This is a genomic window from Streptomyces sp. NPDC001787, from assembly GCF_040297465.1.
Lineage (GTDB): Bacteria > Actinomycetota > Actinomycetes > Streptomycetales > Streptomycetaceae > Streptomyces.
In genome coordinates, this window is record NZ_JBEOZE010000020.1 from 126930 (window position 1) to 141145 (window position 14216).

At 72.5% G+C, this 14216-nt stretch carries 10 protein-coding genes; 1 reads left to right on the top strand and 9 read right to left on the bottom strand.

What is annotated here, in order from left to right; all coding sequences use genetic code 11:
• The first annotated feature begins 95 nt into the window (after positions 1-95).
• A complete protein-coding gene (locus tag ABT170_RS25675; RefSeq protein WP_351871093.1) occupies positions 96-1685 on the top strand; it encodes an alpha/beta hydrolase in 1590 nt (529 codons plus the stop codon).
• A gap of 74 nt (positions 1686-1759) precedes the next feature.
• Here the strand turns inward: ABT170_RS25675 and moeZ are convergent, their stop codons facing one another.
• The 9 genes from moeZ to ABT170_RS25720 all read right to left on the bottom strand — a co-directional run bounded on the left by moeZ (position 1760) and on the right by ABT170_RS25720 (position 13968).
• On the bottom strand, positions 1760-2938 hold the full coding sequence (gene moeZ, locus ABT170_RS25680; protein WP_329946204.1) for an adenylyltransferase/sulfurtransferase MoeZ: 1179 nt from the start codon (positions 2936-2938) through the stop codon (positions 1760-1762).
• 85 nt (positions 2939-3023) lie between these two features.
• Positions 3024-3848, bottom strand: a complete 825-nt coding sequence (locus ABT170_RS25685) for a spherulation-specific family 4 protein (protein WP_329946205.1) — start codon at positions 3846-3848, stop codon at positions 3024-3026.
• Entirely contained in the window at positions 3836-4801 is a 966-nt protein-coding gene (locus ABT170_RS25690; protein ID WP_266923582.1) for an NAD-dependent epimerase/dehydratase family protein, read from the bottom strand. Before ABT170_RS25690 ends, ABT170_RS25685 begins: the two co-directional genes overlap by 13 nt.
• Positions 4802-4945: 144 nt before the next feature.
• A complete protein-coding gene (locus ABT170_RS25695) occupies positions 4946-6319 on the bottom strand; it encodes a hypothetical protein (protein WP_351871098.1) in 1374 nt (457 codons plus the stop codon).
• 34 nt (positions 6320-6353) lie between these two features.
• Complete coding sequence (locus ABT170_RS25700; protein ID WP_351871166.1) at positions 6354-8264, bottom strand: glycosyltransferase; 1911 nt, start codon at positions 8262-8264, stop codon at positions 6354-6356.
• A gap of 190 nt (positions 8265-8454) precedes the next feature.
• The gene (locus tag ABT170_RS25705) at positions 8455-10161 is read right to left on the bottom strand and encodes a dipeptide ABC transporter ATP-binding protein (RefSeq protein WP_351871101.1); all 1707 of its coding nucleotides are present in this window, start codon (positions 10159-10161) and stop codon (positions 8455-8457) included.
• Positions 10158-11147: an ABC transporter permease gene (locus ABT170_RS25710; protein WP_329946208.1), complete on the bottom strand. Its 990-nt coding sequence runs from the start codon at positions 11145-11147 to the stop codon at positions 10158-10160. The genes ABT170_RS25705 and ABT170_RS25710 overlap by 4 nt, the downstream gene beginning before the upstream one ends.
• Positions 11144-12241 carry an ABC transporter permease gene (locus ABT170_RS25715; protein ID WP_351871105.1) on the bottom strand — a complete coding sequence of 366 codons (1098 nt, stop codon included), beginning with the start codon at positions 12239-12241 and terminating at the stop codon, positions 11144-11146. The genes ABT170_RS25710 and ABT170_RS25715 overlap by 4 nt, the downstream gene beginning before the upstream one ends.
• 2 nt (positions 12242-12243) lie before the next feature.
• Positions 12244-13968: an ABC transporter substrate-binding protein gene (locus tag ABT170_RS25720; protein WP_351871108.1), complete on the bottom strand. Its 1725-nt coding sequence runs from the start codon at positions 13966-13968 to the stop codon at positions 12244-12246.
• Positions 13969-14216: the final 248 nt, after the last annotated feature.

Here is a 14216-nt window from a genome sequence, read left to right on the forward strand (position 1 = left end):
AACCGCCGTGCCGACGGGGCGATTAGCATGGCCGCACATCTGTTCCGCCCGGCGCGTCCCCCACGCCTTCGGGCCTCGGGGAGGGATTCCAGCACATGCGCGTACATGGACGGACTCATCGGGCGGTGGCCCTGACCGGGGCGGCCCTGCTGGCGGCGGGAGCCCTCGCCGGCTGCTCCGCGAGCCCGGAGCCGGCCGGTTCCGCCAAGCCGTCCGAACGGCCCGGATCACCGTCCGCCACCGCCGCCGCTCCCCCGGCGCAGACGCCCAAGTCGCCCCCGCTGCCCGCCTCCCTCACCTCCCAGCGCCCGGACTGGAAGCGCTGCAAGGCACCCGCGGGAGGCACCGCCCCCGGCTCCGGCTGGCGGTGCGCGACGGTGGACGTACCGCTGGACTACGCACAGCCGGCCGGTGAGACGATCGGCATCGCGCTGATCCGCAAGCAGGCCCGGAACGAGAGCCGGCGGCTCGGCTCGATGCTCTTCAACTTCGGCGGCCCCGGCGGTTCCGGCGTCGACATACTCCCGCGCGCCGCGGGTGCGTACGACAACCTCAACTCCCGCTACGACCTGGTGAGTTTCGACCCGCGCGGGGTCGCGGCCAGCGCCGGGGTGAACTGCCGCACCGACAAGGAGCAGGAACAGGCCTACCGGAGCGTCGACATGACCCCGGACACGGCGGCGGAGGAAGCGGCGTTCATCAAGGACGGCGCGGACTTCGGCGCGGGCTGCGAGCGCCGCTCCGCCAAGGTGCTGCCCCATGTGGGGACGACGAACGCCGCCCGCGACCTGGACGTGATCCGGCAGGTGCTCGGCGACAAGAAGCTCTCCTACTTCGGCATGTCGTACGGCACGGAGCTCGGCGGGACGTACGCGCACCTCTTCCCCCAGCAGGTGGGACGCACCGTGCTGGACGCGGTCGTCGACCCGACGGCCGACGGGGTCGGACATGCCCGCAACCAGGCGACGGGCTTCCAGCGGGCCCTGGAGAACTATCTGAAGGACCGGGGCCAGGACCCGAAGGCTGGCACCGAGCGCATCGCCCGGCTGCTGGAGCGGATCGACAAGAACCCGCTGCCGACCAGCACGGGCCGCATGCTCAACGAGTCGCTCGCCATCACCGGCATCGTGACCCCGCTCTACTCCCGCAGCAGCTGGCCGAATCTGACGGAGGCGCTCGACGAGGCCGAGAACGGCCGTACGGGCAACGGGCTGCTCCAGCTGGCCGACTCGTACAACGGCCGTGACGAGAACGGGCACTACGACACCCAGAACCATTCGCAGCGGGCCATCTCCTGTGCCGACTCCAAGGCACGGCCCACGGCGGACGAGGCTCGGGCACTGCTGCCCGAGTTCAGCGAACTGTCCCCCGTCTTCGGCCCGTTCCTCGCCTGGGACACCGCCGGCTGGTGCGCCTCGTGGCCGGTCGAGGGTGAGCACGAGACCCCGGAGGCGAGTGCCCCGGGCGCGGGTCCGGTCCTGGTGATCGGCACGACGGGTGACCCGGCGACGCCGTACGAGGGTGCGCGGAAGATGGCCGACGAGCTGGGTGCCGGCGTCGGCATCATGATCACCAACAAGGGCGAGGGGCACGGCGCGTACGGCGAGAGCGAGTGCGTGACCTCCGTCGTGGACAGGTACTTCCTGGAGGGGAAGGTCCCGGCGGACGGCAAGACCTGCTCCTGACGGCGTGCAGACGGCCGAAGGGGCCCGGTCCGCATCGTGCGGACCGGGCCCCTTCGGCAGTTCGGAGCCGTGTTCTAGTAGACCGGCTTCTCGGGCTCGACCTGGTGGACCCAGCCGATCACGCCGCCGCCCACGTGCACCGCGTCGGCGAAGCCCGCCGACTTGAGGACCGCGAGGACCTCCGCGCTGCGGACACCGGTCTTGCAGTGCAGGACGATGCGCCTGTCCTGCGGGAGGCCGGTCAGGGCGCTGCCCATCAGGAACTCGTTCTTCGGGATCAGCTTGGCGCCCGGGATCGAGACGATCTCGTACTCGTTCGGCTCGCGGACGTCGATGATCTCGATCTTCTCGTCGGCGTCGATCCACTCCTTGAGCTGCTGGGGAGTGATCGTGGAGCCGAGCGCCGCCTCCTGGGCCTCCTCGGACACGACGCCGCAGAAGGCCTCGTAGTCGATGAGTTCGGTGACGGTGGGGTTCTCGCCGCAGACCGCGCAGTCGGGGTCCTTGCGGACCTTCACCTGGCGGTACTGCATCTCCAGGGCGTCGTAGATCATCAGGCGGCCGACCAGCGGGTCGCCGATGCCGGCGAGGAGCTTGATGGCCTCGTTGACCTGGATGGAGCCGATGGACGCGCAGAGCACGCCCAGCACGCCGCCCTCGGCGCAGGAGGGGACCATGCCGGGGGGCGGGGGCTCCGGGTAGAGGCAGCGGTAGCAGGGGCCGTGCTCGGACCAGAACACGGACGCCTGGCCGTCGAAGCGGTAGATCGAGCCCCACACGTACGGCTTGTTCAGCAGCACGGCCGCGTCGTTGACGAGATAGCGGGTGGCGAAGTTGTCCGTGCCGTCCACGATCAGGTCGTACTGGGCGAAGATCTCCATCACGTTCTCGGCTTCGAGCCGCTCCTCGTGAAGGACGACGTTCACATACGGGTTGATCCCCAGCACCGAGTCCTTGGCGGACTGCGCCTTGGACCGGCCGATGTCGGCCTGGCTGTGGATGATCTGGCGCTGCAGGTTCGACTCGTCGACCTCGTCGAACTCCACGATGCCGAGCGTCCCGACGCCCGCCGCGGCCAGATACATCAGGGCCGGTGAGCCGAGACCGCCGGCGCCCACACAGAGCACCTTCGCGTTCTTCAGGCGCTTCTGTCCGTCCATCCCGACATCCGGGATGATCAGGTGGCGGGAGTACCTGCGGACCTCGTCGACGGTGAGCTCAGCAGCTGGCTCGACCAGGGGTGGCAGCGACACAGGAACCTCAACAATGCAGGTGGTCGGATTCTACGTACTTCATCTACGTACGGTTGTTCTCTCCGTAACACTGCCACGCCCCCTCTCATTCCGAGATACCGGGTCCGATCCGCGAGACGATTTCGTCCCAGTAACTGGGCAGCGCCGCAAATGGATCGCTTTGTCCGGTCCGGCCGTCCCGATCGGTGAAAAAGATCGTCCCGGCCCCCTGCCAGCGGGCGATGCGCATGGCCTCCTCCAGATGGGTGCGCGGAACGCCGTGGACGAAGTGCGCGAAACGGTCCGGCGGGTAGTCGGCGGTCCACTGGGCCACCTGCGACCAGCGGTAGTCGGCCCACCGGCCGCGGAAGGTGACGAGCTGGTCGGCGGTCTCGGCGTACCCGGGATACGGGTGGGTGCCATGCCCCAGGACGAGGTGTCCGCCCTCGTCCACGCTGTCGCTCTCCTCCAGCAGCGCGTGCAGGGTGCTGGTGAGCCGCCGGACCGCCGGGAGGCCGGCGCGCTCGGCCGGACACCGGTCGAGATAGAAGCCGCCGACCCGGTACCAGTCGAGGAAGGACCGCGCGTCGGCGATCAGCTCGTCGAACGGGCGGTCGCCGAAGGCCAGGTCGAGGTGGCCGAGCAGCCTGCCGCCCGAAGCCCGGACGTAGTCCTCCGGGGCCTCGCCGTGCAGCGCCCGCTCCCTGGCGTTGCGGAGCCGGCCCGCGGCCTCCAGACAGTGCGGGTCCGGCCGGGCGCCGGGTCCGTCGGCGATGTTGAGGACCGCCCAGTGCAGCGGGGTGCCCGGCCGGACCAGCTCGGCCCATTCGGTGGGCGCGAGCAGCGGATGGGCGTATCCGGGGACACCGAAGCCGAGCTGTTCGCCGCCGCACGTCCGCCGGGCCGCGCCGGTGCTGGTCAGATGCGGCATGCCGCCTCCATCCAGATGTCGGCGAGGGACTCCTCCAGATTGATCCGCGGCCGCCAGCCGAGCCGGTCCCGGGCGGTGCGGACATCGGCCTGCTGCCAGGCTCCGCAGCCGTCCGGGTAGGGGGACGGGGTGGCCGAGAGATGCTCGACGACGGATTCGGTGGAGGCGCGGGGGGCGCCGATGGGGATGCGGGCCGGGGGCGTGTCCAGCTCGTGGAGCGCGCCGGCGTACCCGGCGACCCTGGCGAGCACGGCCGCCGCGTCGCGCAGCCGGACGGCCCGCCCGGTGCCGATGTTGACGACGCCCTGGGCGGCGGAGAGCGAGGCGGCGTGCACGGCGCGCGCCACGTCCCGTACGTCGACGAAGTCGCGCTGCACACCGAGGCCGCTGAGCTTGAGCTCACCGTCGCCGGACTGCATGGCCCGGCGCATGGCCTCGGCGAGCCGGCCGAGCGGGGAGCCCGCCGGGGTGCCGGGGCCGACCGGTGAGAACACTCTGAGTACCACGGCGTCCAGACCGGAACCGAGGACGAGTTCGGTGGCGGCGAGTTTGCTGACGCCGTACGGGCCGCCGGGGCGCGGGATGGCGTCCTCGGCCGTGGAGGAGCCGGGCTGCGAGGGCCCGTACTCGGAGGCGCAGCCGACCTGGACGAGCCTGGCCCCGCAGCCGCTGCGGCGCAGGGCCTCGCAGACGGTGGCGACGGCGACGGTGTTGTGCCTGGTCAGGTCGCGGGCGCCGCCGCGGGTGGCGCCCGCGCAGTTGACGACGACCCCGGGGTGGACGGCGTCCAGGAAGCGGGTGAGCGCTCCCGGGCTGCCTCCCGCGAGGTCGAACCGGACGTCCGCGTCGTCGCCCCGGCCGAGTGCCGTGAGGTGGACGGCGGGGTCGGCGAGCAGGCGGTCGGCGACGAATCGGCCGAGGAATCCGTTGGCTCCGAGCAGCAGCACCCTCATCATGCACCCCTTCGGTGCCGACGGCTGGCTGCCGGTGCGGGGTATTGGGCGGTCATGTCCGGTGTCTCCTTGGGGCAGTTGCATGCGATGCGGGGTGGGCCCGCGGCGTCGGCTCCGCGGGAAGGTGCGGTGGTGCGGTGGGGGTCAGGCCCTCGCGTGGGCGGACGCCCCGGAGAGGGCGACCACGGCGTGGATCAGCAGCCCCAGGGCGGCGGCTCCACAGGCGAGGGCGGGTACGGCTCCGGTTCCGGCGGCCGTGACCAGGGCGTTCACGGGCCGGGCGAGGAGGTCGAGGCCGGGCAGCCGCCCGGCGAGGATCAGGGCGGGGGCCGCCGCTTCGACGGCGCAGGCGGCGGCGAGCCCGGTGGTGGCGGATTCCGGGCAGCCGTGCGCGCTGAGGAGCCGGGCCAGGAAGAACAGCAGGCCGAGCGCGGTCACGGCGACGGGGGTGCCACCGCCCCCGTACCCGAGATCGGCGAGGAGCAGCAGGGGCACGAGCGCGCACAGGAAGAGCGCGACGGCACCGAGGAGCAGGGGGCGCACCCCCGCGCGGAACTCCTCCAGTACGCGGCTGCCGGTCAGTTCGCGGTGCGCGTGTACGGAGAAGAGGTGCGCGCACCACGCGGCGGGGGCCACCGCGAGCGCGAGCCCGAGCAGCGGGGCGGGGCTTCCGGTCCGGAGACCGTCGGGTCCACCGCTGATGACCTGGGCGAGCAACTCCTCGCCGTACACGGCGTAGCCGAGCAGCCAGCAGCCGTACAGCGCGCTGCGGCCGGTGCCCTCGGGGGCGCGCAACGGTCCGTGCCGCAGACACGTCCGCAGGGCCAGCAGTGCGAGGAGCACGCCGAGGGCGGTCACCGCGCCTCGCGCTCCCCCGCCGAGGACGCCTTCCGTGGCCCGCAGCACGCCCGCGGTGGCCAGGCAGGCGGCGCCCGGCAGCAGTGCGAGCAGTGTCCAGGCAGCCCGCGCCTCGGTGTCCGGTCCCCTCCGCGGGCCGGACGGGGCGACGGGTTCCACCGGTATGCCCGGGACCCGGGCGTACAGCTCCTCGGCGAGCGCGAAGACATCGCGGTGCCGGTAGCGGGCGGCGGTACGGTCGGTGAGCCCGTCGGCCTCCAGACCGGCGGCGATCTCCAGGGCGTCGACAGCGCGTTCGCACAGATCGCGGTGCCGGCGCATGAGCGGCTTCACCGGGTCGGCGGGTCCCCGGCGGACGTCGGCAGGATCGGCGGGTCCCCGGCGGACGTCCGCGGGGCGGCGGGGGGAGGGGCGGTGCGGGGCGGGCCCGGGGCCTTCGGCCGCTCCGGACCCCTTCGCCGCAGGGTCCTTGGACAGGGACGGGCCCGACGGGGGGACCTGCGGTGCGGGCTGCCCCCCGTCCGGCGGGTTCGTGGCGGCCGACAGGCCCCATGGGGGTTCGGAGACATCGGAGAGTGCGGTGACCGAGGTCGCCGAAGTGACGGAGCCGGTCGCTGCCGTCGAGGCACGGACGCCGTGCCCTTCGATCGGTCGGCCCATCGGGAAACCTCCGTGGTCATGGCCCGTCAGGTGGTCACGCATCGCCGTCCCCCCGTCCTGCGGCACCCGCACCCGCGGCGCAGGCCGCCTTCGCCACCCCCGTGCACACGCCCCCGGGGCCGGGCTCAGCCTCGGGACCGGCTTCGGCGGCCCGCAGCGACACCCCCGGGACGGGCTGTGTCCAGCGGCCGGGCACCTGGGCCTCCGGGGGTGTGGCGAAGGGGCGGGGTCCGCCGTCCGCGCCCAACTCGTCCGCCTCCCTGAGAACCGGGGAGCGCGAGACCAGCTCCAGATAGATGCCGCGAAATGCCGCGAGATTCTGTTCGACGGTGAAGAGTTCGAGCGCTCTCGCCCGTGCGGCCGCGCCCAGGCGTGCCCGGCGTACGGGGTCGCGCAGCAGGGTGACGCAGGCATCGGCGAGCGCCCGCGGATTGCGCGGGGGCACCAGGAGTCCCGTACCGCCGATGACCTCGGCGACCGCGCCCACGTCCGTGGAGACGGTGGCCCGGCCGCAGAACATCGCCTCGACCAGGCCGGACGGGAAGTCCTCGACCGCACTGGACAGCACGACGACGCCGCCCGCCGCGTACGCCTCGGCGGCACCGGGGGCCTCGGGGCCGCCGGTCTCCTCGAAGGAGACCGGGTGGTCGCCCTCGGCGGGGGCACCGGTGGCGCCGGGGAAGAGCCGGGCGGCCAGGGCCCGGCAGTGCGCGAGGTACGTGATGCTCCTGGTGTCCTCGGCCGGGGTCCCGAAGATCCGCAGCCGGGCGCCCGGTTCGGCGCGGCGGACCTCGGCGAACGCGTGGAGCAGGGAGATCAGGTCCTTGGCGGGCTCGATCCGGCCGACCCAGACCAGCGTGTGCGGGCCGCCGCGGTCGTCGCTCCCGCCGACGTCCGTGAAGCGGTCGGCCGCCGTTCCGGGGTGGACCGTGCGCAGCTTGGCGCTGTCGGCTCCGCACCGCTCCTGCCAGCGGCGTACATCGGTGCTGCCCGGGGTGATGATCTCGGCCTGCCGGTAGACCTCGGCGGCCAGCCGCCGGTGGAAGTTCGCGAGCAGGGCGTGTACCGGCGCGCTGAAGGGCGCGTCGGGAGCGGCCAGATAGTGCGCCCGTAGCGGCACGCTGTACTCCGTCACCAGCAGCGGCACTCCGAAGAAGCGTTTGCCCAGGAGCCCCGGCAGAGCGACCTCACCGCCCGAGGCAGCGTGGCAGACATCGACCGCGCCGAGGCTCTCCCGGCCGTACCGGTCGAGGGAGAGCGGGCGCAGGATCCGCTCCAGCTCGGCCGCGAAGGCGAGGTGGTCGCGGACGGTGGCGCTCTGGACGGTCCGGCCGGTGCCGGGGGCCCGGCACGCCGATTCCAGGATGCGTACGGTCGTCTCCGAACGCAGGGCGCGGGTCAGCCCGCCGTGTTCCCTCGCCAGTTCGGCCAGACCGTAGAGGCCGTGCGCGAAGAGCGCGGCGGTGGTGGGCGCGGCCGGCTCCTCCCGGCACGCGCCGGACACCGCCGTGCCCGTACCGGAGCCGCCGCTGCCGGACGTGCCGGAGCCGCTCGTGCCGGAGCCCGACGTGCCGGGACCGGACGCGCCCGTAGCGGAGCCGGACGCGCAGACCGCCGTGGCGAGCGCCGTCAGGCACGCCGTGAAGCGCCGTCGCTCGCGCCTGCCGTACGAGCCCCGGCCCCCCGTCACGAGCCGGGCCAGGAGCCCGCGTTCGCCGCCGCCGCGCGGGCTGCCGTCCTCGGGCGCCCGCAGCGGCACGGTGCGCACCCGGCCCACCCCGTGCGGGAGCCGGACCGGGCCCCGCTCCTCCTGGTGGGCGGAGCGGCTCGGCGCGAAGAGGTCGAACTCGTGCTGGGGCAGACCGCGCACCAACCGGTCGCACCAGAGCCCGGACTCACCCGTCGCATACGGATGACCACCGTCGGTGAGCAGTCCGATCCGCACGAGCACACCCCCGATCTCCCTTGTGGGCGGCCGCCGTTGGAATGGCGACTCGCAGCGGGACGACCGTAAGCGGATACGCCGGTGGCGCGACGGACGGTTGTCCGTCGCGCCACCGAAAGGGGTGAACCGTCGTAACTTTCCCGGCCCGGCCGCGTTCGGTCGCGCTATGGGGCCGCTTCACTACACAGGGTCAGGCGGCGGCCAACTCCCTGCGGGCCGCCCGGCGCACCGCCGCGAGCCCCGGATCGAGGGCCGGCACGGCCGCCAGCAGCTGCTTCGTGTACGGGTGCCGGGGCGAGCCGTAGACCTCGTCGACGGATCCCTGTTCGACGACGGCCCCCCGGCGCATCACCGCGACCTCGTCGCTGACCTGCCGGACGACCGCGAGGTCGTGCGCGATGAAGACCATGCCGATGCCCAGCTCGCGCTGGAGCTCGGCCAGGAGCGCGATGACCTGCGCCTGGGTGGTGACATCGAGCGCGGAGACCGGTTCGTCGCAGACGATCAGCCGGGGTTCGGCGGCCAGCGCGCGGGCGATCCCGACACGCTGGCGCTGTCCGCCGCTGAACTCGTGCGGATAGCGTTCGTACCGGCCGGGGTCCAGGCCCACGCGCTCCAGCAGCTCGCCCACCCGGTCCCGGATGCGGGCCTCGTCACGCTCCCCCGCCGCCCGCAGCGGGTCGGCGACGGATTCACCGATCGAGCGGCGCGGATTGAGCGAGGCGACGGGGTCCTGGAAGACCATCTGGAGCTCGCGGCGCAGCGGTCGCAGGCCCTTCTCCGGGAGCGAGCCTATCTCCGTACCCCCGTAACGGAGCCGGCCCGCCGTCGGATCGAGCAGCCGCACCAGCATCCGCCCCAGCGTCGTCTTGCCGCTGCCGCTCTCACCGACGATGCCGAGCGTGCGCCCGGCGTGCACGGTGAGCGAGACCCCGTCCACGGCGGTGACCCGGGCGCGCCCGCGGCCGAACTCGCGCCGCAGATCCACCGCTTCGAGCAGCGGCGGCGCGTCGGCGACGGCGTCGGCCGCCCCGTCGCGCGGCACGGGCACGGCGACGGGCACGGTCGCCGCGGAACCGGGCACGGGCACCGCGGCGGACACCGCCCGCCTCACGTCGATCCTCGGGACCGCCGCGAGCAGTTCCCTGGTGTACGGCTCGCGCGGGGCGCCCAGCACCTCGGCGACCGGGCCGCGTTCGACCTCGCGGCCCGCCCGCATGACGAGCACCTCCTCGACGCTCTCCGCCGCCACCCCCACGTCATGGGTGACCAGCAGCAGGCCCATGCCCGTCTCGTGCCGCAGCCCGTGCAGCAGGTCCAGGATCTGGGCCTGCACGGTCACGTCCAGGGCGGTGGTCGGCTCGTCCGCGATCAGCAGCCGCGGTTCGCAGGCCAGCGCCATCGCGATGAGCGCCCGCTGCCGCATACCGCCGGAGAACTCGTGCGGCCGGGAGCGGGCCCGGCGTGCCGCGTCCGGGATGCCGACCCGGTCCAGCACCTCGACGGCGCGGGCGCGGGCGGCGCGCCCGGAGACGGAGTTGTGCACCCGGTACACCTCGGCGATCTGGTCACCGACCGTGTAGTACGGGTCGAGCGAGGACAGCGGGTCCTGGAAGACCATGGCGGCCTTCGCGCCCCGCAGCGCCCGCAGCGCGGCATCGTCCGCGGCACCCACGTCCGTACCGGCGACACGGATCGAACCGCCGACCCGCGCGCCCGTGCCCCGGTGCAGTCCGAGCAGGGCGTACGCGGACGCGCTCTTGCCGGAGCCGGATTCGCCGACGACGCCCAGCGCGCCGCCCGCCTCCAGACCGAACGAGAGCCCGTCCACCGCCCGGACGTCACCGAAGTCGATGGTGAGGTCCCTGACCTCGACCAGCGGGGAGGAAGATGTCATGACAGGACCACCCGTCGGTCGGCCAGCGCGTACAGGACGTCCGCGACGGCATTGGCGAGCACCACGAAGAAGCCGGTCACCAGCACCATCCCGACGACGACGGGCAGGTCGACGACCTTGACGGCGTGCACCATCTCGCGCCCGATGCCGGGGATGCCGAACAGCGACTCGGTCAGCACCGCACCGCCGAACATCGACCCGAAGTCGAGCGCGCTGAGCGCGATCACGGGTGCGAGCGCACCGCGCAGCGCGTGCCGCCCGATGATGGCGCGCTCACCGACGCCGTACGCGCGGAACGTGCGCACATGGTCCTCGGCGAGCGTCTCCAGCATGGAGCTCCTGGTCAGCCGGGCGTATTTGGCGGACTCGATCAGAGCCAGCGACACCCAGGGCAGCAGGAGTCCCCAGGCCCACTGTTCGGGGTCCTCCGTGAACGGTACGTACGTCGGCGACGGCAGCCACTGGAGCGTGGAGCAGAAGACGATGATGAGCAGCAGTCCGATGACGAAGACGGGCGTGGCGGTGCCGGCCAGGGTCAGCCAGGTCAGCACCCGCTCGGTGATCCGGCCCCGCCGCCAGGCGGACAGCACCCCGGTGCCGACGCCGAGCAGGACCCAGCCCGCGAAGGCGCCGATCACGACGGAGGCGGTGACGGGCAGCTTGGCCAGGATCAGCTGGGTGACCTGCTGGTCGCTCTGGTACGAGACCCCGAGGCAGGGCGCGGAGCAGTGCTCGACGCCGGTGCCGGTGGAGAAGTCGCGTCCGGCGACGATGCCCTGGAGGAAGTGCCAGTACTGCACGTACACCGGGTCGTCCAGCCGCAGCTGCTCGGTGACCTGGGCGACCTGGGCGGGTGAGCAGCGCGGCCCGCAGGCGATCTGGGCGACATCGCCGGGGGCGACGTAGAAGATCGCGTACAGGATGACGGTGAGCGAGAGAAGGACGAAGACGGCTCCCCCGAGCCGCCGCAGCAGAAATCCGGTCATCCCCGGTCCTCCTCGGGCCGTCCGTCGGCGTGCGCGACGGGCTCGGCGGGCTTCTCCGCGTGTCCCGCCTTCGCCGGCCGCGTCGCCGTGCCGCGCTTCGCCGCCCCGGCCTTCCTCGCTTCCCCGCGTCCGGTGCCGATCCGCAGCCGGGACGCGGCGCGCGGGTCGAGCGCCGTACGGACGCCCTCGCCGAGAACGGTCAGCGCGAGCACGGTGACGAAGAGCAGTCCGGCGGGGAGCAGGAGATAGGTCGGCGCCGCCTGGTACCAGGTGTCGGCCTCGGTGAGCATCTGTCCCCAGGAGGGTGTGGGCGGTTTGATGCCGACGCCGAGGAAGGACAGGGCCGCCTCGACGACGATGTTGGTGGGGAACATCAGCGCGGCGTAGGTGATGACGGGCGCGGCCAGCGCGGGCAGCAGCTCGCGCCGGGCGATGCTCCACTTGCCCCTGCCGCTGAGCCGGGCCGCCGAGACGAAGTCGAGGGACTTCAGGGCGAGGGCCTGGGCCCGCACGATCTTCGACGTACCGGCCCAGTTGATCCCGCCGATGACCAGGGCGATCAGTACGGGGCGGGGGAAGGTCTCCGGGACGATCGCGAGGAGCGCCAGGGCGATGACCATGATCGGCAGGGCGACGTTGATGTCGGTGATGCGGCTGAGGACCTGGTCGACCCAGCGGCTGCCGAGGGCCGCGGCGAGGCCGACGACCAGGCCGATCACGATCTGGAGGACCGTGGCGACGACGGCGACGCCGAGCGAGACCCGGGCTCCGTGGACGATACGGGCGAACAGGTCGCGGCCGGTCTGGGGTTCGACACCGAGCCAGTGCTCCGTGCTGATGCCGCCGAACGGGCCGATGGGGACTCCGCCGGCCGCCGAGTCGACGAGGTCGGGGTGGTAGGTGTTGGGGTCCTGGCCCGCCAGCGCGGTGAGCAGCGGCGCGGCGAGTGCGACCAGGACGAGCAGGAGGACCACGACCGCCGCGGCGGTGGCCGCGCGCTGGGCGCGCAGCCTCCGCCAGAACAGCCGGGCCCCCGAGGCGGGGGCGGCGGCGACCGCCGCTCCCGCCTCCTGGACCAGAAGTGCTTCCGACATGGCTACTTGACCGCGACCTGGGAGATGTCGAGGACGCCGGTCCAGTCGCTGATGACGACGTTCTTGATGTCCTGTCCGACGAGGCGCTTGTAGACCGGGTGGAAGAGCGGCACGGTCAGGGCCTGCTCACCGATCTTCTTGTCGAGTGCGCCCCAGCGCTCGGCGGCGGCGCTCAGGTCGGTGAGCTTGTTGATCTCGTCGATCTCCTTGTTGACCGCCGGGTCGTTGAGGAAGCCGGAGTTGAAGTTGGCGCCGTCCTCGACGATCTGCCGGCCGTCGAAGATCGGGGCGAGGAACGGGCCGCCGGAGGGCCAGTCGGCTCCCCAGTGGGCGAGGAAGAAGCCGGGCTCCTTGGTGGCGCTCTGGGTCGTGTCGGAGTAGTCGTTGCTCTCCAGGCCCTGGAGCTCGACCGTGATGCCCGCCTTCTTCAGCGCGGCCTGGAGGGCGGTGGCGATCTCCGGGCTGGTCTCGAAGTCCTTGTCGTTGGAGTGGGTCAGGGTGACGGTGAGCCCCTTGGCGTAACCGGCCTCCTTCAGCAGCTCCCGGGCCTTCTCGGCGTTGCCCGTCTTCCCCGCCGGGAAGTGGTCGTAGGGCGTGTGGCCGAAGGACTTCTGGTTCGGCAGGTAGGTGGTGGCGGGCTCGGCGAGCGAGGAGCCGCCCGCCGCGTTGACCACGGAGGAGCGGTCGACGGCGTACGAGATCGCCTGGCGCACCTTCGGGTTGTCGAACGGCTTCACCTTCGGGTTGAAGGCGATGTAGTTGGTGTAGCCGAAGTGTCCGGTGCCGACGCGGTCGGCGAGCTTCTTGTCGCCGGTGACCTTGGCGAGTTCGGCCGGGCCGAGGTTGGTGTCGGTGGTGACGGCCGCGGCGTCGGCGCCCTGGGAGGCGGAGAGCCGCTGGTTGATGACGGCGGAGTCGAGCCCGGAGCGTACGTCGATCCGGTCGGGGTAGGCCTTGCGCTCCTCGTCGGTGTCGGCCGACCAGTGCGGGTTGCGCTCCAGGATGAGCCGCTCGCCGTCGTTCTCGTTGCTGACGACCTTGTACGGCCCCGAGGAGACGGGGTGCTCCTCGTACTTGGTGCCCTTGTCCTTGGCCTCGGGCACCGGGGTCGTCTGGGTCTGCGTGGCGAGGTAGGGGAACTCGCCCTCGGGCTTGTTCAGGTGGAAGACGATGGTCTTCGCGTCGGGCACCTCGATGGAGTCGAGGCCCTTCTTGTCCTTGTACGGGCCCTGGTAGTCGGCCCCGCCGATGAGCCAGTCCCGCAGGTACGGGGCGCCGCCGGAGAGTTCGGCGGCGAAGGAGCGTTCGATGCCGTACTTGATGTCCGCGGAGGTGATCGCGGTGCCGTCCTCGTACTTCAGGCCGTCCTTGAGGGTGTACGTCCAGACAGTGGCGTTCTTGCTGGGCGTGCCCAGGTCGGTGGCCAGGTCGGGGACGACCTTCGCGCCCTCCGCGCCGTCCTCGCGGTTGCGGGTGGTGAGCGTGCGGAAGACGAGCGAGGGGACGTTGCCGCCGCCGGAGGTGTAGAGCCGCGCGGGGTCGAAGTCCTGCTGGGGGTTGCTGTTGAGGACGGTGAGGGTGCCGCCCTTCTGCGGCTTGCCCTCGGCGCCGGAGCCGCCCTCGCCGCCCTTGCTGTCCTCGGGCCCGCAGGCCGCGGCACCCGCAGCCAGTACGAGACCCACGGTTGCCGCTGCCACGCGGCGCGATATGACGGACGGTTGACGCATCGGAAGATGACCTCTCGGGTGTCCTGCAAACAGGATGAACATGAAGAAAGCAGAAAAATGACCCGTGCAGGCGACAGCGAGAGGGGATACCGGGGCACCGGGGTGCCGAAGAATGCCGAAAAGCCGCGCCTACGGGCGGAAGGTGCCGGGCGCGGCGGTCAGGGGCGATCCATGGAGCCCGCGGGCGGGCTCGGCGGAGCCCGGGACGGGCTCACGGAGGAAGGTGTCGACGCGCGCTCGGGCGGGCG

Bases quoted from the DNA above. Each gene is read 5' to 3' on its own strand.
- ABT170_RS25675 (WP_351871093.1), top strand. From the start codon at position 96: ATGCGCGTACATGGACGGACTCATCGGGCGGTGGCCCTGACCGGGGCG.
- ABT170_RS25685 (WP_329946205.1), bottom strand. From the start codon at position 3,848: ATGCCGCATCTGACCAGCACCGGCGCGGCCCGGCGGACGTGCGGCGGC.
- ABT170_RS25690 (WP_266923582.1), bottom strand. From the start codon at position 4,801: ATGAGGGTGCTGCTGCTCGGAGCCAACGGATTCCTCGGCCGATTCGTC.
- ABT170_RS25695 (WP_351871098.1), bottom strand. From the start codon at position 6,319: ATGGGCCGACCGATCGAAGGGCACGGCGTCCGTGCCTCGACGGCAGCG.
- ABT170_RS25705 (WP_351871101.1), bottom strand. From the start codon at position 10,161: ATGACATCTTCCTCCCCGCTGGTCGAGGTCAGGGACCTCACCATCGAC.
- ABT170_RS25710 (WP_329946208.1), bottom strand. From the start codon at position 11,147: ATGACCGGATTTCTGCTGCGGCGGCTCGGGGGAGCCGTCTTCGTCCTT.
- ABT170_RS25715 (WP_351871105.1), bottom strand. From the start codon at position 12,241: ATGTCGGAAGCACTTCTGGTCCAGGAGGCGGGAGCGGCGGTCGCCGCC.
- ABT170_RS25720 (WP_351871108.1), bottom strand. From the start codon at position 13,968: ATGCGTCAACCGTCCGTCATATCGCGCCGCGTGGCAGCGGCAACCGTG.